General features: G+C 64.6%; 23 protein-coding genes and 1 rRNA gene. 10 read left to right on the top strand and 14 right to left on the bottom strand.

The features are described 5' to 3' along the window. Positions 1-20: 20 nt before the first annotated feature. Positions 21-1,514, bottom strand: coding sequence for a leucyl aminopeptidase (locus tag GM672_RS18160; RefSeq protein WP_155471945.1), 1,494 nt, complete (start codon positions 1,512-1,514; stop codon positions 21-23). 111 nt (positions 1,515-1,625) lie between these two features. Here GM672_RS18160 and lptF point away from each other — a divergent pair, with 111 nt between their 5' ends. Genes lptF through GM672_RS18140 form a run of 4 tightly spaced genes read left to right on the top strand, consistent with a single transcriptional unit; the run spans position 1,626 to position 5,059 of the window. Further along, complete coding sequence (lptF, locus tag GM672_RS18155) at positions 1,626-2,744, top strand: LPS export ABC transporter permease LptF (RefSeq protein ID WP_155471944.1); 1,119 nt, start codon at positions 1,626-1,628, stop codon at positions 2,742-2,744. Next, the gene (gene lptG, locus GM672_RS18150) at positions 2,744-3,907 is read left to right on the top strand and encodes an LPS export ABC transporter permease LptG (protein ID WP_155471957.1); all 1,164 of its coding nucleotides are present in this window, start codon (positions 2,744-2,746) and stop codon (positions 3,905-3,907) included. The genes lptF and lptG overlap by 1 nt, the downstream gene beginning before the upstream one ends. 1 nt (position 3,908) lies before the next feature. After that, positions 3,909-4,298, top strand: a complete 390-nt coding sequence (locus GM672_RS18145) for a sirohydrochlorin chelatase (protein ID WP_155471943.1) — start codon at positions 3,909-3,911, stop codon at positions 4,296-4,298. Next, positions 4,295-5,059: a carbon-nitrogen hydrolase family protein gene (locus tag GM672_RS18140; RefSeq protein ID WP_170300126.1), complete on the top strand. Its 765-nt coding sequence runs from the start codon at positions 4,295-4,297 to the stop codon at positions 5,057-5,059. Before GM672_RS18145 ends, GM672_RS18140 begins: the two co-directional genes overlap by 4 nt. A gap of 1 nt (position 5,060) precedes the next feature. Here the strand turns inward: GM672_RS18140 and GM672_RS18135 are convergent, their stop codons facing one another. Then, the gene (locus tag GM672_RS18135) at positions 5,061-5,840 is read right to left on the bottom strand and encodes a hypothetical protein (protein ID WP_155471941.1); all 780 of its coding nucleotides are present in this window, start codon (positions 5,838-5,840) and stop codon (positions 5,061-5,063) included. Next, the gene (locus GM672_RS18130; protein WP_155471940.1) at positions 5,837-6,589 is read right to left on the bottom strand and encodes a hypothetical protein; all 753 of its coding nucleotides are present in this window, start codon (positions 6,587-6,589) and stop codon (positions 5,837-5,839) included. Before GM672_RS18130 ends, GM672_RS18135 begins: the two co-directional genes overlap by 4 nt. Positions 6,590-6,722: 133 nt before the next feature. On the opposite strand from GM672_RS18130, the gene GM672_RS18125 reads away from it, so the two are divergent. After that, entirely contained in the window at positions 6,723-7,193 is a 471-nt protein-coding gene (locus GM672_RS18125; protein ID WP_155471939.1) for a YsnF/AvaK domain-containing protein, read from the top strand. Further along, complete coding sequence (locus tag GM672_RS18120) at positions 7,190-8,344, top strand: YsnF/AvaK domain-containing protein (protein WP_155471938.1); 1,155 nt, start codon at positions 7,190-7,192, stop codon at positions 8,342-8,344. Before GM672_RS18125 ends, GM672_RS18120 begins: the two co-directional genes overlap by 4 nt. A gap of 60 nt (positions 8,345-8,404) precedes the next feature. On the opposite strand, the gene GM672_RS18115 is transcribed toward GM672_RS18120, so the two are convergent. The 7 genes from GM672_RS18115 to GM672_RS18085 all read right to left on the bottom strand — a co-directional run bounded on the left by GM672_RS18115 (position 8,405) and on the right by GM672_RS18085 (position 15,039). Beyond that, complete coding sequence (locus GM672_RS18115) at positions 8,405-8,842, bottom strand: DUF6328 family protein (protein WP_229417800.1); 438 nt, start codon at positions 8,840-8,842, stop codon at positions 8,405-8,407. A 148-nt stretch (positions 8,843-8,990) separates the two neighbouring features. Further along, entirely contained in the window at positions 8,991-9,707 is a 717-nt protein-coding gene (gene cobA / locus GM672_RS18110; protein ID WP_155471936.1) for a uroporphyrinogen-III C-methyltransferase, read from the bottom strand. A gap of 42 nt (positions 9,708-9,749) precedes the next feature. Then, positions 9,750-11,078 (bottom strand): sulfate adenylyltransferase subunit 1, encoded by a 1,329-nt coding sequence (locus tag GM672_RS18105; protein WP_155471935.1) that lies wholly within the window; start codon positions 11,076-11,078, stop codon positions 9,750-9,752. After that, positions 11,078-11,983: a sulfate adenylyltransferase subunit CysD gene (gene cysD, locus GM672_RS18100; RefSeq protein WP_155471956.1), complete on the bottom strand. Its 906-nt coding sequence runs from the start codon at positions 11,981-11,983 to the stop codon at positions 11,078-11,080. The genes GM672_RS18105 and cysD overlap by 1 nt, the downstream gene beginning before the upstream one ends. A 78-nt stretch (positions 11,984-12,061) precedes the next feature. Next, positions 12,062-12,778 (bottom strand): phosphoadenylyl-sulfate reductase, encoded by a 717-nt coding sequence (locus GM672_RS18095; protein ID WP_155471934.1) that lies wholly within the window; start codon positions 12,776-12,778, stop codon positions 12,062-12,064. 10 nt (positions 12,779-12,788) lie between these two features. Further along, complete coding sequence (locus GM672_RS18090) at positions 12,789-13,355, bottom strand: DUF934 domain-containing protein (RefSeq protein WP_155471933.1); 567 nt, start codon at positions 13,353-13,355, stop codon at positions 12,789-12,791. Beyond that, positions 13,348-15,039 (bottom strand): nitrite/sulfite reductase, encoded by a 1,692-nt coding sequence (locus GM672_RS18085; protein WP_155471932.1) that lies wholly within the window; start codon positions 15,037-15,039, stop codon positions 13,348-13,350. The genes GM672_RS18090 and GM672_RS18085 overlap by 8 nt, the downstream gene beginning before the upstream one ends. A 158-nt stretch (positions 15,040-15,197) precedes the next feature. On the opposite strand from GM672_RS18085, the gene GM672_RS18080 reads away from it, so the two are divergent. The 3 genes from GM672_RS18080 (at position 15,198) to GM672_RS18070 (ending at position 18,025) form a co-directional block, all read left to right on the top strand. Continuing rightward, positions 15,198-16,139 carry a CysB family HTH-type transcriptional regulator gene (locus tag GM672_RS18080; RefSeq protein WP_155471931.1) on the top strand — a complete coding sequence of 314 codons (942 nt, stop codon included), beginning with the start codon at positions 15,198-15,200 and terminating at the stop codon, positions 16,137-16,139. A 3-nt stretch (positions 16,140-16,142) separates the two neighbouring features. Next, positions 16,143-16,787: a class I SAM-dependent methyltransferase gene (locus GM672_RS18075; protein ID WP_155471930.1), complete on the top strand. Its 645-nt coding sequence runs from the start codon at positions 16,143-16,145 to the stop codon at positions 16,785-16,787. Positions 16,788-16,933: 146 nt separating this feature from the next. Next, positions 16,934-18,025 carry a porin gene (locus GM672_RS18070; RefSeq protein WP_229427769.1) on the top strand — a complete coding sequence of 364 codons (1,092 nt, stop codon included), beginning with the start codon at positions 16,934-16,936 and terminating at the stop codon, positions 18,023-18,025. A 95-nt stretch (positions 18,026-18,120) separates the two neighbouring features. Here GM672_RS18070 and GM672_RS18065 read toward each other — a convergent pair whose 3' ends face one another. The 4 genes from GM672_RS18065 to GM672_RS18050 all read right to left on the bottom strand — a co-directional run bounded on the left by GM672_RS18065 (position 18,121) and on the right by GM672_RS18050 (position 21,464). Beyond that, entirely contained in the window at positions 18,121-18,396 is a 276-nt protein-coding gene (locus GM672_RS18065) for a hypothetical protein (protein ID WP_155471929.1), read from the bottom strand. A gap of 3 nt (positions 18,397-18,399) precedes the next feature. After that, positions 18,400-19,167: a sensor histidine kinase gene (locus GM672_RS18060; RefSeq protein WP_155471928.1), complete on the bottom strand. Its 768-nt coding sequence runs from the start codon at positions 19,165-19,167 to the stop codon at positions 18,400-18,402. Positions 19,168-19,263: 96 nt separating this feature from the next. After that, positions 19,264-20,025: a LytR/AlgR family response regulator transcription factor gene (locus GM672_RS18055; RefSeq protein ID WP_155471927.1), complete on the bottom strand. Its 762-nt coding sequence runs from the start codon at positions 20,023-20,025 to the stop codon at positions 19,264-19,266. A gap of 65 nt (positions 20,026-20,090) precedes the next feature. Then, complete coding sequence (locus tag GM672_RS18050; protein WP_155471926.1) at positions 20,091-21,464, bottom strand: sensor histidine kinase; 1,374 nt, start codon at positions 21,462-21,464, stop codon at positions 20,091-20,093. A gap of 548 nt (positions 21,465-22,012) precedes the next feature. Here GM672_RS18050 and GM672_RS18045 point away from each other — a divergent pair. Then, positions 22,013-22,322 (top strand): 16S ribosomal RNA (locus GM672_RS18045); the annotation flags it as partial.

Here is a 22,322-nt window from a genome sequence, read left to right as displayed (position 1 = left end):
GGCTGGCGCCGCGACGACGATTACGTGCGGTTGATCAGGAAGCTCGTCAGAAGTGGCACGGGACGGCCCGTGGCGCCCTTGGCCGCGCCCGACTTCCACGCGGTGCCGGCGATGTCGACGTGGATCCAAGGGTACTTGCGTGTGAAGTTTTCCAGGAAGGCCGCGGCAGTGCACGAGGCGCCGCCGGGCGAACCGATATTGGCCAGGTCGGCGAAGTTCGATTTCAGCTGCTCGTTGTACTGCTCGCCGATCGGCAGGCGCCACGTCGTGTCGCCCGTCTGGCGGCCGGCGCTGGCCAGCTCCTCGGCCAGCGCGTTGTGCTGGTCGTCGTCGCGGGTGAACACGCCGCTGTGGTGGTGGCCCAGCGCGACGATGCAGGCGCCCGTCAGGGTGGCGACATCGATCACGGCGGCGGGGTTGAAGCGCTCGGCATAGGTCAGCGCGTCGCACAGCACCAGGCGGCCTTCGGCATCGGTGTTCAGCACTTCGATGGTCAGGCCGTTCATCGACGTGACGATGTCACCCGGTTTTGTGGCCCGGCCGGACGGCATGTTCTCGCAGGCCGCCACGATGCCGATGACGTTGAGCTTCAGGCCCATTTCGCCGATGGCGCGGAAGGTGCCCAGCACGGACGCGGCGCCGCACATATCGTATTTCATCTCGTCCATGCCGGGACCCGGCTTGATCGAGATGCCGCCCGTGTCGAAGGTGATGCCCTTGCCGACCAGCACCACCGGCGCGTCCTTCGGCTTGCCGCCCATGTGCTTCATGACGATGAACTTGGGCGGCTGCTCGCTGCCGTTCGTGACGGACAGGAAGCTGCCCATCTTCAGCGCCTCGAGCTGCTTGCGCTCCAATACTTCCACGGCGAACTTGTAGTCCTTGCCCAGCTTCTTGGCCGTCTCGGCCAGGTAGGTCGGGGTGCAGACATTGGCCGACAGGTTGCCCAGGTCCTTCGTCAGCTGCATGCCGTTGGCGATGGCGATGGCCTGTGCCAGCGCAAGCTTGGTGGCGGCGCCGTTCGGCACGGCCAGGGCCAGCTTGCGCACGCCGGCCGGGGCCGGGTCCTTCTTCGACTTCTGCGCGTCGCTGCGGTAGATGCTGTCGCGCGCGGCCTGCACCACGGTGCGGATCGCCCAGTTGACGTCGCGCTCTTTCACTTCCGTCATCGGTAGTGCGATAATGGCATCCGTCGCGCCCAGGGTGGAGAACACCTTGACGGCGCCCTGGACGGCGCTGGCGAAGCTTTTCTCCGTCACGCCTTCCACGTTGCCCAGGCCGACCAGCAGCACGCGCTCGGCCGCCACGCCCGTCACGCCGCGCAGCAGCAAGGTCGAACCGGGCTTGCCGCTGATGTCGCCGGACTTCAGTGCGGCCGTGATTTCACCGCTGCCGTCGAGGGACTGGGCCGCTTGCGAGAGCTTCTTGTTTTCGAAAACAGCAACTGCGACACAGCCGGTCTTGGCCGACGTGATGGTGTTTTTTGTGTCGAATGCTTTTATGCTAAAGTCCATTGGGTTCTCCGTAGGTGTGCCGATGCGGCTTTGCGCGTGACCGTGTCGGGTAGACGCAGTGACCGCAGTAACCGCTGTATCTTAACTTGCTAAGCGAATTATAAACTTCGAATGATCTTTCAACGTGCCCTGAGGCGCGAGCTGGCCAGCTCCGCGGGGGCGACCTTCACGGTGCTGTTTACCATCATCGTCACCTGGACCCTGATTTCCATCCTCGGCAAGGCTGCCGGCGGCAAGGTCGCTTCGTCCGACGTGGTGGCGCTGATCGGCTTCGCATCGCTCAATTATCTGCCCACCATCCTGATACTGACCAGTTTTATTTCGGTGCTGATGGTCGTCACGCGCAGCTACCGCGATTCCGAGATGGTGGTGTGGTTCGCGTCCGGCCAGAGCCTGACGAAGTGGATCGCCCCCGTGATGACCTTCGGCCTGCCCATCATCCTGGCCACGGGCCTGCTGGCCTTCTACGCCACGCCGTGGGCCAAGCAGAAAAGCTCGGAATATGTCGAACGCTTCGCCAAGCGCGAGGACCTGCAGAAGGTCTCGCCCGGCCAGTTCAAGGAATCGTCGTCGAACAACCGTATCTTCTTCGTCGAGGGCAATGCAGGCCAGACGGCCTCGGTGCAGAACGTCTTCGTCAACCAGGTGGACGAGCGCGGCACCTCCGTCATCGTCGCCAAGGAAGGCGTGATCGAGACGGCGCCAAATGGCTACCGCTACCTGGTGCTGAAGAACGGCCGGCGCTACCAGGGTACGCCGGGCCAGGCCGACTTCCAGACCATGGAGTTCGGCAGCTACAGCATGCGCGTGGCCCAGCAGGCGCAGGAGTTCGACCCAAAGCGCGAGGTCAACGCCATCCCCACGCTGGAGCTGTTCGCGCTGCCGACCAACGCGGCGCGCGCCGAGATCCTGTGGCGCATTTCGCTGCCCATCACCTGCACCCTGCTGATGCTGCTGGCCATCCCGATGGGCTTCGTCAATCCCCGCGCCGGCAGTTCGACCAACCTGATCATCGCCCTGCTGATCTTCTTCACCTATAACAACACGGTCAAGATGTTCGAGGCCAGCGTGCGCCATGGCAGGTTCGCCTTCGAGTGGGCGTGGTGGCCGCTGCACCTGCTGATGGCCGTGACGGTGCTGGTCATGTTCGCGTGGCGCCTGAACGTGAACCACCGCTACCATCCGCGCGCGCTGCTGGCGGGCATGCGCCGCCGCAAGGGAGGCGCATGATGAGCGTCCTGCAACGATATTTCGCCGTCTCCATCTTCCAGGCCGTCGGCTTCGTGCTGCTCGCCTTCCTCGGCCTGCTCGGTTTCATGGACCTGACGGGCGAGATGCCCGGCGTGGGCAAGAACGGCTACGGCATGCAGCACGCAGTGCTGTACGTGCTGGTGATGATTCCCCAGCACGTCTACGAAGTGATGCCGGTGGCCGCGCTGATCGGCACCATCTACACGATGGCGCAGTTCGCTTCGACGTCGGAATTCACCATCATGCGCGCGGCCGGCATGTCCACCCGCACGGCCGCCTGGATGCTGTTCAAGATCGGCATCGTGCTGGTGGCGATCACCTTCATCTTCGGCGAGCTGATTGCCCCGCGCACGGCGCTGATGGCCGAAAGGCTGCACCTGACGGGGCGCGGCACCACGGTGTCGGCCGAATTCCGCTCGGGCCTGTGGACCAAGGACATCATCAAGAGCGACGGCCTGAAAGGCGACGTCCTCGGCTCGCGCTTCTTCAACGTGCGCGAGGTGCTGCCGGACGGGCGCCTCATCGGCGTCAAGCTGTACGAGTTCGATAACAGCTTCCGCATGCGCACGCTCACTGTCGCCAAGACTGGCACTTACCAGGGCGACAATGTATGGCGCCTGTATGACGTGACGGAAAACCACTTCAGCAACCCGGCCCTGCTCAAGGGCGAGGCCACGGCGCAGAACAACTTCGCCCAGGAGAGCGGCGTGGTCAGCACGACCCAGCATGCCACCAAGGACCTGGTGTCGGAAATCACGCCGAAGATCCTGTCCGTTTCGGCATCGGACCCGGAACGCATGTCGGCCAACGAGCTGGCCGTCTATACCCGCCACCTGCAGGAAAACCGCCAGCAGACGGAGCGCTTCAAGATCGCCTTCTGGAAGAAGCTGATCGATCCGCTGGCCATCTTCGTACTGATGGCGCTGGCGCTGCCGTTCGCCTACCTGCACATGCGCAGCGGCGGCGTCTCGCTGAAGATCTTCATCGGCATCATGATCGGCGTCGGCTTCCTGCTGGTGAACACGCTGTTCTCCCACCTGGGGGTGCTGTCCACACTGCCGGCCTTCGTCACGGCCGCCATGCCCAGCGTGATCTTCCTGCTGCTGGCCATCGGCACACTATATTGGGTGGAGCGACACTGACATGAATGCAGAAAAAACCAAGCAGGCGCTGGTCCTGTTCGCGCACGGCGCCCGCGCCGCCAGCTGGGCCGCGCCGTTCGAGCGGCTGCGCGAGCTGGTCGCCGCGCGCACGCCGGACGTGGACGTTTCGCTGGCCTTCCTGGAACTGATGGAACCGCGCCTGCCGGAACGGGCGGCGCAGCTGGTGGCGCAGGGCGTCACGCAGCTGACCGTCGTGCCCGTGTTCCTGGGCCAGGGTGGCCACGTGCTGCGCGACCTGCCGCTGATGGTGGACGAGCTGCGGCTGGCGCACCCGGGCCTGTCGGTCCGCGTGGCCGAGGCGGCCGGCGAGAACGCCGCCGTGCTGCAGGCCATCGGCGACTACTGCATCGGCGCGCTGGCAAGCCAGTGACGGCGCTGCCCGATCTGCCCACCTTGGCGGCCGCGCAGACGGTCGTCATCAAGGGCGATATCGCGGCCAATGTGGCGCGCCATGTGGCGCTGGCCGCTCTGGCTGCCGGCAAGGGCGCGAAACTGATCCTGTTCCCCGAACTGTCGCTGACGGGCTATGAGCCCGAACTGGCCGGCGAGCTTGCGCTGCGCCCGGACGACGCATGCCTGGCGCCGCTGCGCGAAGCTGCCGCCGCCCACAACATCGTCATCAATGCCGGTGCGCCGCTGGTCAATGACGGCGGCCTGCCGCTGATCGCCGCGTTGACGTTCCGGCCGGATGGCACGACGGCCGTCTACACCAAGCAGTACCTGCACGATGGCGAGGAATCGGCGTTTGCGGCGGGGCAGGGCGGTACGATGCTGGACGTCGCAGGCGCCGCCATCGCGCTGGCCGTCTGCGCCGATTTCGGCCAGCCGGCCCATGCCCTGGCAGCGGCGCACGCGGGCGCCCACGTGTATGCTGCCAGCGTGCTGGTATCGGTCAACGGTTATGACAATGATGCGGCCCTGCTGCAGGGCCATGCGGCAGCGCACGCGATGCCCGTGCTGATGGCCAATCACGGCGGCCCCTCGGGCGGCTGGCACTGCGCGGGACGCAGCACCGTGTGGGATGAAAAGGGCCGGCTGGTGGTTGCCGCCCCCGGGGCCGGGGAATGCCTGCTGCTGGCGGGGCGCTCGGGCGGTGCGTGGAGCGGCCGCGTGATCGACACGGCCGGTTGAACTAGGGCTGCCGTGCCATTTCGGCCGCCATCTGGTGATCGACCAGCGTGCGGGTGATGGTGCCGGGTTCGTCGAGTTCCCGTTGCGCCATGGCGCGCAGCGAAGGATCAGTCAGGGCGGCTAGTGCGGCCGCGCGCAGCGTCGCGGCCTCGTCGGCGCGGTCTACGCCGGCCAGGATGGTGCCAGCCATCGCCACATCGTTCACATAGCCCGTCAGTTCAGCCGCCAGCCTGGGCGCCTCGCCCGGCGCCGGCAGCAGGGGCAGTTCGGTCGCGTAGGCGTTCAGATGGTCGGCCATCGCCAGCGGGTCTGGCAGGAAGCGCGCGGCCAGCGCGAAGTCGCCCTGGGCAATCAGGGCGGGAAGGGCGATACGGCTAAAGCGGCTCGCGACCTCGGGCAAGATGTCCACCAGGGTGACGAAGGTGCGAGCAGTCGATGCCAGATCGCCCAGTGCACGGTTCATGCTCGCCACCTCGAGCCAGCGCGGAGCGTCGTAGTCGTCGCCGAAGCTGCGCGACGAGGTTTCGCCGGCGAGCAGGCGGCGCAGTTCCTCGTCGCGCGCGGCAATCAGTGCCTCGCGCGCCGGGGGGTAGGCTTCAGCAAGGCGCCCCCATTCGTGCAAAGCGAAACCGCGCAGGTGGTTCGCTCCCCGGTCGTCGTGACCGCAGTCGGTATGAATGAACAGGAGTTCGCGCAAGGCGGCGGCATGCTCGCCGGCCTGTTGCGCCTGGCTTGCGCGGTGCAGCGCATCCATCACCTGCGCTTCGGCGTCGTTCATCATGCCGCCGTCCCGTTCTCGCTTGCCCGCGCGTGCGCCACCATCGCCGCAATCGTCGTGCCGGGCTGGTCGAATTCGCGCTGCACGGCGTCGCGCACGGCGGCCGATGCGAGCGTGTCCAGCGCGGCGGCCGTGACCTGGTCGGCCAGCTCGTCCTCGCCCTGGCGCGCCAGCACCAGCGCCAGCATGCGCACTTCCTTCGTGTAGTTCAGCACCGTCGCCAGCAGCGCCGGGGCCGACGACGTATTGCCGCTTTTCGCCAGCTGCTCCGTGTAGCCGTTCAGGTGCGCCGCCAGCGCACGCACGCGCTCCATCGGCTCGGACAGGTAGCGCCGCGCCAGCGCGAAGTCTTCCGCCGCCACCAGCGCCGGCAGGGCCATGTCGAAGCACTGGCGCGCCAGGTCGGGCAGCTGCAGGTCGAGCTGGACGAACAGCTCATGGGTGGCGCGTTCCTCGCCCAGCGCGCTGTTGATGGCGGCGATGTCGCGGAACAGGTCGCGGCCGGGCGCGCCGCTCAGCAGGCGGCCCGTGTCGCGGTCGCGCAGGCCCTGCAGCGCGCGGCGCGCCAGCGGAAACTGCTCGGCCAGGTAGATCCAGTCGCGCAGCGCGAACGACAGCCGCACGCCGGCCAGGCCCGGCTCCACCGCCAGCGCGTTTTCGTGGAACCACAGGTGGTCGCGCAGGGCGTCCTCGAACCGGTTTTCCAGACGTGCCTTGCGGGCCCGTTCCAATACTTCGTGTGCTTGTCCCATACCGCTCTCAGTCGCGTGCAAAGGACGTATTTTAACGCGCCGTGGCACCGGCCAGCCAGCCGCCCGGCCGGCATTAGTAGCATTCAGGCAAGGTGGCGCCGCCCTGAGCCGAGAGTCCGTACAGTCTTGTCTCATGAACAAGAGCCAGGAACCCAGCGCAGCAACCGGTGCCGACGCCGGCACCGACGCCGGCACCGTTACCGTCCCGGTCAGCCGCGAGGAAGTGGAAGTCACCACCCGCGTCGTCGATACGGGGCGGGGCGTGCGTGTCAGTAAATCCGTCACCGAGCATCCCGAGGAAGTCCGGGAGACGCTGTGGCAGGAGGAGGTGGACGTGCGCCGCGTGCCGGTGGACCGCGTGGTGGCCGAAGCGCCGCCGTCGCGCTATGAGGGCGACGTGCTGGTGGTCCCCGTCCTGGAAGAAATCCTGGTGATCGAAAAGCGCTACCGTATCCGCGAAGAGCTGCACATCACCAGGGTACGCAAGCAGCATGAACACCGCCAGACCGTTCCGCTCAGGACTGAAGACGTGCGCATCGAAGCGTTCGACGAAGGCCCTGCGGGCGATCTCCAAAACCCGTTGCAAACAGGAGGAAGATCATGAGCCATACCCTAGCAGCCGTATTTGACAACCGCGCCGACGCCGAGCACGCCCGCGACGAACTGGTCAAGTCGGGCATCGGTGCCGATTCCATTCAGCTCAACGCCGGCGCCGCCGGCACTGCCACCACCGGCACCAGCGCCAGCACCACCGCCTCCACGCACGACGACTCGATCGGCGACAGCATCAAGCACTTCTTCTCCAACCTGTTCGGCGACGATGACGACGAGCGTGTCGTCTACGGCGAAGCCGTCAACCGCGGCAATGTCGTGCTGACCGTGCAGACGGCCACGCAGGACGAAGTGGAACGGGCCGCCGACATCGTCGAAGCCTTCGGCCCGATCGACATCGACGAGTACAAGTCGCAGTGGCATGCGGGCGGCTGGACCGGCGCCCAGGCCTCGGCACCGAGTGCGGGCCTGTCGGCTTCGCGCCAGAGCGCGGACCTGCAGAACCAGGGTTCCAGCCTGCAGGGCCAGAATCTCGACCTGCAGGCTTCGCGCCAGGGCCTGGCCGATACGGGCTCGCTGCAGCGTGCCGATACCGAGTCGCAGGTCATTCCCGTGATGCAGGAAGAGCTGAAGGTGGGCAAGCGCATGGTGCAGCGCGGCGGCGTGCGCATCTACCAACGCCTGGTGGAGACGCCGGTGCAGGAAAGCGTCAGCCTGCGCGAGGAACACGTGCATGTCGAGCGTCGTCCGGTGGATCGCCAGATCGACCCGTCCCAGGTGGGCGCCTTCAAGGACAGCTCGTTCGAACTGCGTGAAAGCGCCGAGGAAGCCGTGGTGCAGAAGACCGCCCGCGTCGTCGAGGAAGTCGTGGTGGGCAAGGAAGTGTCGCAGCGCACCGACCAGATCAGCGACACGGTGCGCAGCACCCAGGTCGACGTCGAGCAGCTGGGCAGCTCGGATGACGACGAGTACTACCGCACCCACTGGAGCTCGAACTACGCCAACCTGGGCGCCAGTTTCGACGACTACGCGCCGGCCTACCGCTACGGCGCCACGATGGCCGGCAGCGACAGCTATCGCGGCCGCTCGTGGGAGGATTCGGAGTCGACCCTGCGCAGCAACTGGGAAAGCCACTACCCGCAGTCGACGTGGGAGAAGTTCAAGGACGCCGTGCGTCACGGCTGGGCGCGCATGACGTCGTAAGCCACCCGCTGCGTCAAAAGCCGGTGCCGCCCGCGAGGGCGCACCGGTTTTTTTTGCGCGCTAGATCGGTGTCTGCCGCTTGATCCAGAACGGCAGCAGCCACCACATCACCACCACGATGGTCCCCATCACGCCGCCGGCAATCAAGCCGACGGTGGCGCCGAACACCTCCGAAATCACCAGGTTGGTGCCCAGCACCAGCGCGATGCCGAGTGCGAACGCCCCCGCGACGATCTGCCGCGTGGCGAAGGTCTTGAAGCGTTCGCGGTCCTTCAGCGGGCGCATGATGCGGTGCTGCACGGCCGGTGCGCTCAGCAGGATCAGGCTGGCCAGGGCAAAGAAGAACGTCGCGAGGAAGACGTATTTTTCCGTCTGCACGATCTGGCGGAAGCCGCCGTTAAACGGCAGCACGATCAGGAAGGCCGACAGCATCTGGGCACCCGGCAGCAGGATGCGCATCTCGCTGAGCATGTCGGAGAAATCGCCGTCTTCGGGCATGTCGGGACGGTCGGATTCCTCCCGCGGTGAAAAGGGATCGGCGTGCATGGCGCTCTTTCGTATCTCTGGCGCGGATCGATGCCCGCACCTTCTGTTTATATGTCCAGATTATACGAAGCAATGCCGCTGGGCAGCGCCGCGGAGGTCGCTACAATGGCTGGTGGGCGCGTGCCGCCATGGCCTCGCCGAGCATCACGAGCACGGGACCGTGGCGGGGTTGCAGGCCGTGGGCCAGGGTGGCCAGGGTGATGCGGCTGATCAGCTGGTCGGGCCGGCTGACGTTTTCGATGACGATGACGGGCGTTTCCGGCCGGCGGCCCTGGTCGAGCAGGCGCTGGGCCGTGGCGATGGCCTCGCGCCCGCCCATGTACTGCACCAGGGTGTCGGTGGAGGGAATTGCCGTCTCTTCCGGATGGCCGGGCGCCGTGCTGGAGGTGAAGAAGGCGACGTTGCGGGCCACGCCCCGTTTCGTCAGCGGCTGCTTCGTCGCCGCCGCCGCGGCCATTGCCGTGGTGATGCCGGGGACGACTTCGACATCGATGCCGAGCGCCTCGAGCGCCGTCAGTTCCTCGTCGGCGCGGCCGAACAGCATCGGGTCGCCCCCTTTGAGGCGCACCACCCGCTGGTACTGCTGGGCGCAGGCGACCAGCTGTGCGTTGATGGCGTTCTGGTCGGCCGACCGCTGGCCGGCGCGCTTGCCGACGGGGATCAAGACGGCCTGGCGGCACAGGTCCAGCATTTCCGGGATGACGAGGGCGTCGTACAGCACCACATCGGCTTCGCCCAGCAGGCGGGCACCGCGCACGGTGATCAGGTCCTGGGCGCCGGGACCGGCACCCACCAGGTAGACTTTTCCGACTGCCATCGATTCTCCGCCGCCTTTTGCCCGTTCGAGCGTTTTGCCGTTTTACGCGGCAGCCAGGCGGATCATCCCCGCGGCCACCGTCTGGTGCGTGACTTCATCGATCAGGATGAAGGCGCCGGTGGCACGGATATCGTCATAGGCATCGGCCGCCAGCGGCTGCTGGACGCTCAAGGCAATGCGTGCCACGTCGTTCAGCTTCAGCGCATCCGCATCGTGCCGCTGCTGGGTGTTGATGTCAAGGATCGAGTCGATCTTCGTCACCTTGGCGGCGGTCTGCTTGGTGCCGTGCTTGAGCCAGTACTTGCGGCGCAAGTCGAGCGGTTCCTCGGACAGCCAGCAGACGTCGGCACTGACCTGTTTCAGCAGCGTGGCCGGCTGCGCGGCGGACGACAGCACGTCGCCGCGCGAGACGTCGACATATTCGTTCAGCACGATCGTCACGGACTGGCCGGCACTGGCCGTCGGCAGAGAGCCGTCGAACGTGACGATTTCCTTGACGGTGGCACCGTGGCCGGAAGGCTGCACCACCAGCTGGTCGCCCACGGACACCTTGCCCGATTCGATGCGGCCCATGTAGCCGCGGAAGTCGTTCGCCTCGTGGCCGTTATGGCGCGCCACCAGCTGCACGGGGAAGCGCAGCGGCGCATTGTGCGCCTCGTCGTAGACGGTCAGCGATTCGAGCAGCTCGATCAGGGTCGGGCCTTCGTACCAGCCCAGCTTGTCGCCGCGTTCCACGACGTTGTCGCCGGAGAGGGCCGACAGCGGAATGGCCGTGATGTCCTTCAGGCCCAGGGTCTGGGCGAATTCGCGGTAGGCCTTGACGATGCGCTCGTACACTTCCTGGTCGTAGTCGACCAGGTCCATCTTGTTGACGGCGACGACCACGTGCTCGATCTGCAGCAGGTGGGCGATCGTCGAATGGCGCTTGGTCTGGATCAGGAGGTCTACGCCGCCGTCCTCGCGCAGCTTCACCTTCGACACGTCCACCAGGATGATGACGGCGTCGGCCGTCGAGGCGCCCGTCACCATGTTGCGCGTGTACTGCTCGTGGCCCGGCGTGTCGGCGATGATGAACTTGCGCTTGGGCGTGGCGAAGTAGCGGTAGGCCACGTCGATCGTGATGCCCTGCTCGCGTTCCGCTTCCAGGCCATCCGTCAGCAGCGACAGGTCGATGGTGTCGCCCACCGTGCGTTTGTGCTTGGCGCGCGAGACGGCGGCCAGCTGGTCGGCGAAGATGCCCTTGCTGTCGAACAGCAGGCGGCCGATCAGGGTGCTCTTGCCGTCGTCGACGGAGCCGGCGGTGATGAAGCGGAGCAGGCCCGAGGAAGCGTCCTGCTGTGGGCGATTGAGTTCGTTGGTCATGGCGTTCATCAGAAGTATCCGGCTTTCTTGCGTTTTTCCATCGAGGCTTCGGAGGTCTGGTCGTCCATCCGCGTGGCGCCCCGTTCCGTCACCTGGGTGATGGCCGTCTCGGCGATGATTGCCGTCACGTCGGCCGCGTCGGACGACACGGGGCAGGTGCACGAGATGTCGCCGACGGTGCGGAAGCGCACCACCTGCGTTTCGACGGTTTCGCCTTCGCGCGCCGGCGTCAGGTCGGTCAACGGCACCAGCAGGCCGTTGCGGGGAATGACCTGGCGTTCGTGGGCGAAGTAGATCTGGGGCAGGGCCAGCTTCTCGCGGGCGATGTACTGCCACACGTCCAGCTCCGTCCAGTTCGAGATGGGGAAGACGCGCATGTTCTCGCCCGGGTGCACGCGGGTGTTATACAGGTCCCACAGTTCGGGGCGCTGGGCCTTCGGGTCCCACTGGCCGAATTCGTCGCGGAAGGAGAAGATGCGTTCCTTGGCGCGGGCCTTTTCCTCGTCGCGGCGGGCGCCGCCGATGCAGGCGTCGAAGCCGTGTTCGGCGATCGTCTCCAGCAGGGTCACGGCCTGCGCGGCATTGCGCGAGTCGGTGGCCGGGTTACGCAGGCGCACGGTGCCCTTGCGGATCGATTCCTCGACGGAGCCGACGATCAGGCGCTCACCCAGTTCGGCCACGCGGCGGTCGCGGAACTCGATCACTTCCGGGAAGTTGTGGCCCGTGTCGACGTGCACCAGCGGGAAGGGAAATTTACCGGGGCGGAAGGCCTTTTCGGCCAGGCGCAGAAGCACCACGGAATCCTTCCCGCCCGAGAACAGCAGGGCCGGATTGCTGCATTCGGCCGCGACTTCGCGCAGGATGTGGATGGCTTCCGATTCCAGCGCGTCCAGGTGGCGCGCGTTCACTTCCATGCTGATGCCGTTGATGCCAGCACCTTGTTTGTCTGCCAGAGCATTCATGTATGTTCTTTCGTTGTCGCGGCGCGGGTCTCAGGCCGCCACGGATTTGATGCGAATGAGTTTGCCGTCCACCACGTGCAGGCCGCACTCCTTGGACTCGGGGTTCTCCCACCACCAGCGGCCGGCGCGCACGTCTTCTCCCGGCTCGATGGCGCGGGTGCACGGTTCGCAGCCGATCGACGGAAAGCCCTGCTCGTGCAGTGCGTTGACGGGAACGGCGTTGGCGCGCAGGTATTCCCACACGTGGGCTTCATCCCAGTCGGCCAGCGGGTTGAACTTGTCCATCAGGTGGGCCGGGTCGTCTTCGTGCACGGCCAGGCTGGAACGGGTGTTCGACTGCGCGCGGCGCTGGCCCGTGATCCAGGCCTTGTTGCCGGCCAGTGCGCGTCCCAGGGGCTCGACCTTGCGGATGCGGCAGCACTCGCGCCGCATTTCCACGCTGTCGTAGAAGGCGTTCAGGCCGTTCTGCGCCACGTACTGGTCCACTGCCTGCGGCTCCGGGCGGAACAGGGCGATGTCGTAGCCGTAGTGTTCCTTGACCTTGTCCAGCATCGCCAGGGTTTCCTTGTGCAGGCGGCCCGTCTCCAGAGAAAAAATAACGATCGGCAGGCGGTTCTTCAGGATCAGGTCCGTCAGCACCATGTCTTCGGCGGCCAGGCTGGACGCGAACACGGCGGGCGTGAAGTCGCGGGCAATGCGTTCCAGTGTCGCCGTGGTGCCGGCGACCAGCGTTTCGAGCTTGCTCATGGACTGCTCCTCAGATGCCGGCGCCGACGTCTTTGTGTTCGCCCTGTGCCGTGGCCGTGCGCAGATGGCGGCGGAACAGCGGCTGGCGCTCGTCGACGGAGGCCTGGTAGGTCTCGGAAAACACCGTCAGGCCCTTCAGCGCGTCCTCGATGCTGCGGTCCGGGCGCGTCGCATAGGCGTCGAAGCCGACCCGCTTCATCTGGAACAGCTGGTCGCGCAGCACGTCGCCGATGGCGCGCAGCTCGCCCTGGTAGCCCAGGCGGGTGCGCAGGTTGTAGGCGATCGAGTAGCCGCGCCCGTCCGTGAACTTGGGGAAATCGACGGCGATGACGGCGAACTTGTGCAGCTCGTCCTTCAGTTCCTCAGGGCGCTCGTCGGAGGCCAGCCACACGCCGATTTCCGGGCGGGCCGCCAGCGCATCCTTCTGCGACTGCCACGTCCTGAGCGGCACGATGACCTTGCCGGCCGGGACTTCCACGGTGGCCGCTTCCTGGCCTTCAGCCAGGCGCAGCACGGTCCAGTCGTCGGCCACGATGGCTTGGCCCTTGATGATGCGTTGGGTATTCTGGTCAGGCATATTCGTCTTCTCCAACCAGGCGTCCCGCGGTATCGATCGGCGTGGCATAAACATATTCTTTGAACGGGGCGATACCGAGGCGCTGGGCCGTGTCGACGAAGCGCTCGTCCGGCGTGCGCTCGCGCACGTACACCTGCAGCAGGCGGTTGATCACCTCAGGCATCTGCTGGGCCGAGAACGACGGTCCGATGATCTTGCCGATGGCGGAATGGTTGCCCTGGGCTCCGCCGATCGACACCTGGTACCATTCGCTGCCGTCCTTGTCGACCCCGAGGATGCCGATATGGCCGACGTGGTGGTGGCCGCAGGCGTTGATGCAGCCGCTCATGTTCAGTTCGATCTCGCCGATATCGTGCAGGAAATCGATATGGTCGAAGCGCTCGGCGATGGCCGCGGCGATCGGGATCGATTTCGCATTGGCCAGCGAGCAGAAGTCGCCGCCCGGGCAGCAGATCATGTCCGTCAGCAGGCCGATATTGGGCGTGGCCAGGCCGTGCGACTTGATCTCGGACCACAGCTTGAACAACTGGCCCTGCTGGACGTCGGCCAGCACGATGTTCTGCTCGTGCGTGACGCGCAGTTCGGCGAAGCTGTAGCGGTCGGCCAGGTCGGCCATGTAGTCCATCTGTTCTGCCGTGGCGTCGCCCGGCGGCACGCCGGTTTTCTTAAGCGACAGCACGACGGCCGCGTAGCCGGGCACCTTGTGCGGCTTGACGTTGCGCTTGACCCAGTTGGCGAAGGCCTTGTTGTCCTCATGGCCGGCCAGCGGATCGACGGCCGGCAGCGTCTCGTAGGCGTGCGGCTGGAAGTAGGCGATGATGCGTTCCATCTCTTCCAGGGTCAGCGTCTCGGCGCCGTCCTTCAGGTCGGCCCATTCCTCCTCGACCTGGCGGGCGAAGTCCTCGACGCCGATGGCTTTCAAGAGGATCTTGATGCGCGCCTTGTATTTGTTGTCGCGGCGGCCGTACTGGTTATACACGCGCATGATCGCTTCCGTGTACGTCAGCAGGTGCTCGCGGGGCAGGAACTCACGGATCACGCTGCCCAGGATCGGGGTGCGGCCCATGCCGCCGCCGACCATGACCTTGAAGCCGATCTCGCCGGCCTCGTTGCGAACCACCGTCAGGCCGATATCGTGCACGGCGATCGCGGCACGGTCTTCGACTGCGCCGTTGATCGCCACCTTGAACTTGCGGGGCAGGGCGATGAACTCGGGGTGGAAGGTCGACCACTGGCGCAGCACTTCGGCATACGGGCGCGGGTCGATGATCTCGTCCGCGGCCACGCCGGCGAATTCGTCGGAGGTGACGTTACGGATGCAGTTGCCCGAAGTCTGGATGGCGTGCATCTCGACCGAGGCCAGGTCGGCGAGGATGTCCGGCGTCTGTTCCAGCTCGATCCAGTTGAACTGGATGTTCTGACGCGTGGTGAAGTGGCCGTAGCCCCGGTCATATTTGCGGGCGATATGGGCGAACATGCGCATCTGCTTGGACGACAGCAGGCCGTAGGGCACGGCAATGCGCAGCATGTAGGCATGGCGCTGCATGTACAGGCCGTTTTGCAGGCGCAGCGGCAGGAATTCTTCCTCCGTCAGCTCGCCGCCGAGGCGGCGCTGTACCTGGTCGCGGTACTGGGCGATGCGCTCGCGCACGATGAGATGGTCGTATTGATCGTATTGGTACATGTCGGTCCTAAGTTCGCGACGGGGCGTGAAGGCTTCCCCAAAGTATCGCTATGGTAATAAACTGCTGCTTTATTCCAAACGACTTAGTCTTTATTTGCTTATATGCGTATGTGGCATAAGCTTGCGCGTAAAATAGCGGCTCTATAGCCGGGAAATCAATGAACCTTCACCAACTGAGATTCGTACGGGAAGCCGTACGGCAGAATTACAACCTGACCGATGCCGCCAAGGCATTGTTCACTTCGCAGCCGGGTGTGTCGAAGGCCATCATCGAACTGGAAGAAGAGTTGGGCGTGGATATCTTTACCCGCCACGGCAAGCGCATCCGCGGCCTGACGGAGCCGGGCCGCCTGGTGCTGGAGTCCGTCGAGCTGATCATGCAGGAAATCGACAGCCTGAAACGGATCGGCAAGGAATACGCGGCCCAGGACAGCGGCAGCTTCACCATCGCCACCACGCACACCCAGGCCCGCTACACCTTGCCGAAGGTGGTGCAGGCCTTCATGGTGAAGTTCCCCAAGGTGCGCTTGTCTTTATTGCAAGGCAATCCCCGCCAGATCGCCGAAATGGTGCAGCGCGACCAGGCCGACCTGGCCATCGCCACGGAATCCATCGCCGGCATCGACGGGCTGGTGACCCTGCCGTGCTACCAGTGGGAGCACGTGGTGGTGGTGGCGCCCGACCACCCGCTGTTGAAGACGAAGTCCGTGTCGCTGGAGGAAATCGCCGCCTTTCCCCTGATTACCTACGACGGCGCGTTTGCCGGGCGCAGCAAGATCGACCACGCGTTCTCGCTGCGCGGGCTGAAACCGGACGTGCTGCTGGAAGCCATCGACGCGGACGTCATCAAGACTTATGTCGAACTGGGCATGGGCGTTGGCATCATTGCCGGCATGGCCTTCGACCCCGAGCGGGACCGCAACCTGCGCGCCATTCCTGTCGGCCACCTGTTCGGCATGAATGTGTCGAGAGTGGCCGTCAAGCAGGGCGCCTACCTGCGCTCCTATATTTATACCTTTATTGAACTGCTGGCCCCGACCCTGAACCGCAAGCTGATCGAACAGGCCATGCGGGGCGAACACGAGAACTACGAGCTGTAATCCATGAATCACGAATTGCTGAAGAAATTTTTTGTCGTCAACGCGGACCAGCTGGACGCTGCGTATGACGAACCCGCGTGCCAGGACGACCTGGCCGCCGTCGCGGCCCGCGTGGCCGACGTGCTGGCAGGCCACACGGTGCTGGAACTGGCCTGCGGCACGGGCTACTGGACCCGCATCATCGCCGAGACGGCCGATGCGGTGCATGCCACCGATATCAGCTCCGAAGTGCTGGCCCGGGCCGAGGCGCATGGCCTGCCGGACAACGTCACCTTCGGCCAGGCCGATGCCTTCGACCTGCCCGCCGATATCGGCGAGTACACGGCCGTGTTCGCCGGTTTGTGGTGGTCCCATGTGAAGCGGGAAGAGCAGGAAAAGCACCTGGCGCAGCTGCGCGCGAAGCTGGGCAAGGATGTGCTGCTGGTGCTGGTGGACGAATGCTATGTCGAAGGCTTGACGACGGTGATCGCCCGTACCGACCTGGAAGGCAATACCCACCAGCAGCGCATGATGGCGGGCGAGCGGGTCGAGATCGTCAAGAATTTCCCGACCGACAGCTACCTGCGCAAGAAGCTGGGCAACGCCGCGCGCGAGATCCGCGTGCGCCGCTCCGAGCACTACTGGCTGCTGACGGCCCGCCTGAAGTAAATCGTAACTGTTGTTGTAACGCAGCAACAAGTTGTTGGTGTCATATTGTTGAAGTATTTGGAAGGCAAGATACGTCGCGGTAGATCCACGGCGTCCCCGGCTGCAAGCCGGCGCCACAATCCGAAACTTCAATAAGAGAACATCAAGTGAAAAAACTTACCCTGGCCGCAATTTTCGCCGGCAGCTTCGCAGCACTGACCGCCCACGCGCAATCGAATGTCACGATCTACGGTATCGTCGATGCCGGCATCGTCCGTGAAACGGGCGGCGCTGCGGGTGACGTGACCAAGCTGACCAGCGGCATCGGCAGCCAGTCGCGCATCGGTTTCCGTGGCGTGGAAGACCTGGGCGGCGACCTGTCGGCCATCTTCACCCTGGAAACGGGTTTCCGCCTCGATGACGGTTCGCTGGACAACTCCAGCAGTGCCCTGTTCAACCGCCAGGCCTTCGTCGGCCTGAAAAGCAAGTCGCTGGGTACCTTGACCCTGGGCCGCCAGTACAACCCCCTGTACAACGCCATGAGCCAGGTGGCCGACCCGTTCGGCGCCGGCTATGCAGGCAATATCAAGAACCTGTTCCCGGCCGGCGGCGTCAATACCCGCGTCAGCAATGCCATCGTCTACACGACGCCGAGCTGGTCCGGCTTCTCCGTGGACGGCCTGTACGCGCTGGGCGAGCAGTCCGGCGACAACACGGCCGGCCGCCAGTACGCCATCGGCTTCAATTACACCGGCTTCGGCCTGAACGTGCGCCTGGTGCACAATAACCGCAACAACGATGTCGCCGCCACGGGCACGGCTGCCGCCATCAACCGCGACGACGGCAAGAACACGCTGCTGGCCGCCAACTATGACTTCAAGGTCGTCAAGCTGTTCGCCGCCTACGAATGGGACAAGGGCCTGAACAGCTCCCCGATTCCGGTCGCCAACGCCTTCGGCCTGCGCACGCCACCACGTCCGTCGACGGACAGCAACGACGCGCTGGTCGGTCTCACGGCGCCGGTCGGCAACGGCACCGTGATGGCGTCGTGGATGAACAAGAACGACAAGACGGTGAACAACCAGGACGCGCACCAGTGGGCCGTGGGCTATTCGTACTCGCTGTCCAAGCGCACCAGCGCCTATGTCGCCTACGCCAAGATCAAGAACAAGAACGGTGCCGGCTACACGGTGGGTAACAACAACGAGGCGGGCAGCGGCGACGCGGCCTTCAACCTGGGCGTGCGCCACACCTTCTGATCGGCTGCGGCGCCGCAGGCACCGCACGATCGTGATTCAAGCAAAAGCCGCCTGGCGCAAGCCGGCGGCTTTTTTCATTCGCCGATTCGCTACGGTCAGGCCGGCAGGTAGATCTTCAGCACGGTGGGCAGCAATTGCGCCAGGAATACGGCCGTGACGACCCACATGATGATGGCAACCTTTGCATCGGCGATATCGGTCTTGGTGGCGTACGTAGCCTTGATCACGGCCAGGTCGGCCTTGATCGTGGCCACATCTTCCTCCAGTTTCTCCACGCGTTTCTGCATGCCTTCATCGTAGGGCGGCCCGCCGCCACTTACAAGGCGTTTTTGCTTGCGCTCCGTTGAAACGGGCAGTGTATCGATGCTCATGATTCACTCCGGTAGTGGCAGCTGGATTTCTATGCGGGTGCCGCGCGGGCCGCCGCTGATGGTGATGTCGCCGCGGATGGCCCACACCCGCTCGCGCATGCCGAGCAGGCCGAACGAGGCCGGCTTCTCCATATCGGACTGGGCGATGCCGCGGCCGTCGTCCTCGATGGTGATGCGCAGCAGGCCGCGGGCCCGGCGCAGCGCGATGCGCACATTGTGCGCCCCGGCATGGCGGGCTATGTTCGTCAGCGATTCCTGCACGATGCGGAAGATGGCGGTGCTGCAGCGGTCGTTCAGCACCAGTTCGTTTTCCTGTGCCTCCAGCACGCAGTTCACGCCGTGGCGCTGCTGGAAATCGTGGCGCAGCGATTGCAGCGCGAAGTACAGGCCCCCTTCGTCGAGCGCACGGGGCCGCAGGTTGCTGGCGATGCGGCGCAGCGACGTGATGGCCGACAGCAGGCGGCCGTCCATGCCCGTGAGCAGCTCGCGCGTGGCGTCGTTCGCCACCGGTTGCTGCATCAGCAGGCTCATGTCGACACGCAAGGTGGCCAGCAACTGGCCGAGGTCGTCGTGCAGCTCGCGCGCGATATGGGCGCGTTCTTCCTCGCGGATATTTTCCAGGGCGTAATCGGTCGCGCGCCGGCCCGCCAGCTGGGCGCGGGCGTCGGCATCGTGTTGTTCCGCCGGGGTGGCGGGGCAGGCGGCGCTGCGCCAGGCCAGCCTTGCCGCCAGCAACAGCGCACCGCCCAGCAGGATGGGGGTTGGTCGCATCGGGTCTCCTTCGGTCGCCGTCCGGCTACCGTATCAAAGACCGTAATACAGCTGAGTGTCCGGTTGCTTGATATGGCTCAGGCCACCCTGGGACGGCTACATCTGCTTGAACAGATGGAGGAAGCTGCGGCTGACTTCAAGCTTGTCGGGCCGGCCCTTGATCATCACCAGGTGACGGCCGCGGATATCGCGCGTGACGCCTTCGATCGCGTTGACATTGACAAGGGTGGCGCGGTGGATCTGCCAGAACAGCGATGGGTCGAGTTCCTCGGCCAGGTCGCGCACGGGCTTGCGGATCAGGGCCTCGAATTTTTCCGTTTGTACGCAGGTGTATTTTTCATCCGAGCGGAAGAACAGGATTTCCTCGACGGGAATCATGCGCAGGTCCTGACCGATGCTGGCCTGGATCCACTGCAGGAATTTCGGCTTGGGCGTGGCGATCTTCTCCGCCAGTTGCGACAGCATCGCCGTGACGCTGGCGTTGACGTCGCCCGCCGGCCTGGCCAGGCGTTCCTTCAGGCGCTCGGCCGTGATCTTCAGGCGCTCCTGCTCGGGTGGCTTGAGCACATAGTCGACAGCGCCCCGCTCGAAGGCCTCGACGGCATAGGCGTCGTAGGCCGTGACGAAGACGACGTGGCTGCGCCCGCCGATGGCGGCCGCCGCTTCCATGCCCGTCTTGCCGGGCATGCGGATGTCGAGGAAAGTGAAGTCGGGCTTGAGTTCGTCCACGAGCGTAATGGCCTCGTCGCCGTTCTTGGCCTCGCCGATGATCTCCAGCTCGGGCCATACCTGGCCCAGGCGCATGCGCAGCTGGTCGCGCATCAAACGTTCATCGTCGGCTAGTATCGCAGTGGGCATGGTCGCGGGTAGAAGAGGGCAATGGGTGCCAATTATTCAACGAATCGGCGCCGCGTGCAATCTCTTCATTTCGGCGCCTGTTGCGACAACTGATAAGGCACCTCGATCGTGGCGATGACGCCGCTGGGCGTGTTCGGCTCGATATGCAACTGCCCCTGGTCGCCGTGCAGCAGCTTGAGCCGCTCGCGGATGGTCAGCAGGCCCAGGCCCGTGCCGTCGCTGGGCTTGGCGCCGAAGCCCAGACCGTCGTCGGCGACGATGACACGCAGCTTGCTGTGCGCCACTTCCGCGCGTACGCGCAAGGTGCCGCCTTCGGGCTTGCCTTCCAGGCCATGCTTGATGGCGTTTTCCACCATCGACTGCAGCATCATCGGCGGAAAGGCGGCGCTGCGCAGGCCGTCGGGAATATTGAAGTCGATGGTCAGGCGTTCCTCCATCCGCATCTTCAACAGGGCCAGGTAGGCCACCACCATGTCGGCCTCGCGGCCCAGGTTGGTAATCAAGGTGTTGTCGCGCATTTGCGGCAGCACGGCGCGCAGGTACTTGATCAGGCTGCGCTGCATGGCCGACGCGCGGGGCGGGTCCGTTTCGATCAGGTGTTCGACGGAGGCCAGGGTGTTGAACAGGAAATGGGGTTCGACCTGGGCCTGCATCATCTGCATTTTTGCTTCGGACAGCTGGCGCTGCATCGATTCGCGCTCAGCCGCGGCATTGGCCGACTGGGTTTCCGCCTCCGCCTTCTTCTTGCCGCCCATCAGGGCTTTCATCCCGAACAAGGTCAGCACGAGCAGCGACACGAAGCTCTTGAACCACGTCGAGGCCTGCTCGTGGTAGCGCGATACCTTTTCCTCGGCGGCATTGTCCACCGCTTTTTCCAGCGCGTTCGACAGTTCTTCGCCGATCTGCGGTGGCAACTCGATATGCACTTCCTCGCCAGGCAGGGTCGTCACGGCGGACGCCGATTTGGCCGGCTTGCCTGATTTCTCGGGGGGCGATTCGGGCACTTCCGGCAGCGGTGGCGCCTCCGGGGCCTCCGGCGCTTCGGACGCCTCGGGTGCTTCGGGCGCTTCCGGGACTTCCGGGGCTTCGGGCGCTTCGGGCGCTTCGGGCGCTTCGGGCGCTTCCGGCACGGCCGGCGTTTCCTTGCGCAGCTTGCCGCCGCGCGTATTGAAACGGATGCCACTGTCGTCGATAACGATATTCGGGTCGTCCGCGCCGGACTTGCCCCGCTTGTGCGACTGCATCTCCGTTTCTTCGTCAACACTGGGCGAGAACAGCTCTTCCTGCAGGATGGAGGCGGCAATCAGGGCCAGCGCCGCGAACAGGAAGAATTTCCACCACGACAGTTGCGTCACCCACGTGGCGGTACGGTCGAAGCCCCGGTGCAGCCAGGCCAGGACGGTCTTGAATGTTTCTTGTGTTTTGGGTGTGGGGAACATGCTGGTTCAGTCTCTTAGTTAGGCGGCAAGTGTAGATAACCTAACGTAAAACTGTCCACCAGGCGAGGGATGTGCGACAGGGTGGCGAAAGCCGGGAATGGAAGGGCGATGGGGAGGATGGCCGGCCGCGTCAAAAAAGCGCTTGCGGCCTGTCAAGGTGTTTGCTATAGTTCTGTCCCTGCTGCAGCGTAGTAGCGAAAGAAGTGAAGGCCCGCAGTGCGGGGCTGAACAAAAACACTACGCTGTTGTAGAAAACGAGGGGTTGACGAGCTGCACGAAACACCGCATAATCTCACCTCTCTGCTGCTGACAAACACAACGATTTGTCAAGGGTGCAAGCCCAGCGGCGCCGCTGAAAAGCGAAGAATTCTTTAACAATCAACAGTCGATAAGTGTGGGCGTTTGATGTGATGTGCCCGAGACTTCGGTCTCGATGCTCAAAATATAGCATTAAACGCTCGCACAAGTAATTTAACGTGACCTCGAAAGAGGAACGTCAGATTCTTGAGTGAGTGACCTCCGATAGCAGTATCGGAAAAACAGAGATTAAACTGAAGAGTTTGATCCTGGCTCAGATTGAACGCTGGCGGCATGCTTTACACATGCAAGTCGAACGGTAACAGGGAGCTTGCTCCGCTGACGAGTGGCGAACGGGTGAGTAATATATCGGAACGTACCCAAGAGTGGGGGATAACGTAGCGAAAGTTACGCTAATACCGCATACGATCTAAGGATGAAAGCAGGGGACCGCAAGGCCTTGTGCTCCTGGAGCGGCCGATATCTGATTAGCTAGTTGGTAGGGTAAAGGCCTACCAAGGCATCGATCAGTAGCTGGTCTGAGAGGACGACCAGCCACAC

Source organism: Pseudoduganella buxea (assembly GCF_009720835.1).
GTDB classification, from domain to species: domain Bacteria; phylum Pseudomonadota; class Gammaproteobacteria; order Burkholderiales; family Burkholderiaceae_D; genus Rugamonas; species Rugamonas buxea.
Note: the sequence above shows the minus strand (reverse complement) of the source record. Positions and strands in the feature narration are given on the sequence as shown.

What these genes read in the sequence shown, in the direction of transcription:
- GM672_RS18160 (WP_155471945.1), bottom strand. Translation starts at nt 1,514, where the DNA reads ATGGACTTTAGCATAAAAGCATTCGACACAAAAAACACCATCACGTCG.
- lptF (WP_155471944.1), top strand. Translation starts at nt 1,626, where the DNA reads ATGATCTTTCAACGTGCCCTGAGGCGCGAGCTGGCCAGCTCCGCGGGG.
- lptG (WP_155471957.1), top strand. Translation starts at nt 2,744, where the DNA reads ATGAGCGTCCTGCAACGATATTTCGCCGTCTCCATCTTCCAGGCCGTC.
- GM672_RS18145 (WP_155471943.1), top strand. Translation starts at nt 3,909, where the DNA reads ATGAATGCAGAAAAAACCAAGCAGGCGCTGGTCCTGTTCGCGCACGGC.
- GM672_RS18135 (WP_155471941.1), bottom strand. Translation starts at nt 5,840, where the DNA reads ATGATGAACGACGCCGAAGCGCAGGTGATGGATGCGCTGCACCGCGCA.
- GM672_RS18130 (WP_155471940.1), bottom strand. Translation starts at nt 6,589, where the DNA reads ATGGGACAAGCACACGAAGTATTGGAACGGGCCCGCAAGGCACGTCTG.
- GM672_RS18125 (WP_155471939.1), top strand. Translation starts at nt 6,723, where the DNA reads ATGAACAAGAGCCAGGAACCCAGCGCAGCAACCGGTGCCGACGCCGGC.
- GM672_RS18120 (WP_155471938.1), top strand. Translation starts at nt 7,190, where the DNA reads ATGAGCCATACCCTAGCAGCCGTATTTGACAACCGCGCCGACGCCGAG.
- GM672_RS18115 (WP_229417800.1), bottom strand. Translation starts at nt 8,842, where the DNA reads ATGCCCGAAGACGGCGATTTCTCCGACATGCTCAGCGAGATGCGCATC.
- cobA (WP_155471936.1), bottom strand. Translation starts at nt 9,707, where the DNA reads ATGGCAGTCGGAAAAGTCTACCTGGTGGGTGCCGGTCCCGGCGCCCAG.
- GM672_RS18105 (WP_155471935.1), bottom strand. Translation starts at nt 11,078, where the DNA reads ATGAACGCCATGACCAACGAACTCAATCGCCCACAGCAGGACGCTTCC.
- cysD (WP_155471956.1), bottom strand. Translation starts at nt 11,983, where the DNA reads ATGGAAGTGAACGCGCGCCACCTGGACGCGCTGGAATCGGAAGCCATC.
- GM672_RS18095 (WP_155471934.1), bottom strand. Translation starts at nt 12,778, where the DNA reads ATGAGCAAGCTCGAAACGCTGGTCGCCGGCACCACGGCGACACTGGAA.
- GM672_RS18090 (WP_155471933.1), bottom strand. Translation starts at nt 13,355, where the DNA reads ATGCCTGACCAGAATACCCAACGCATCATCAAGGGCCAAGCCATCGTG.
- GM672_RS18085 (WP_155471932.1), bottom strand. Translation starts at nt 15,039, where the DNA reads ATGTACCAATACGATCAATACGACCATCTCATCGTGCGCGAGCGCATC.
- GM672_RS18080 (WP_155471931.1), top strand. Translation starts at nt 15,198, where the DNA reads ATGAACCTTCACCAACTGAGATTCGTACGGGAAGCCGTACGGCAGAAT.
- GM672_RS18075 (WP_155471930.1), top strand. Translation starts at nt 16,143, where the DNA reads ATGAATCACGAATTGCTGAAGAAATTTTTTGTCGTCAACGCGGACCAG.
- GM672_RS18065 (WP_155471929.1), bottom strand. Translation starts at nt 18,396, where the DNA reads ATGAGCATCGATACACTGCCCGTTTCAACGGAGCGCAAGCAAAAACGC.
- GM672_RS18060 (WP_155471928.1), bottom strand. Translation starts at nt 19,167, where the DNA reads ATGCGACCAACCCCCATCCTGCTGGGCGGTGCGCTGTTGCTGGCGGCA.
- GM672_RS18055 (WP_155471927.1), bottom strand. Translation starts at nt 20,025, where the DNA reads ATGCCCACTGCGATACTAGCCGACGATGAACGTTTGATGCGCGACCAG.
- GM672_RS18050 (WP_155471926.1), bottom strand. Translation starts at nt 21,464, where the DNA reads ATGTTCCCCACACCCAAAACACAAGAAACATTCAAGACCGTCCTGGCC.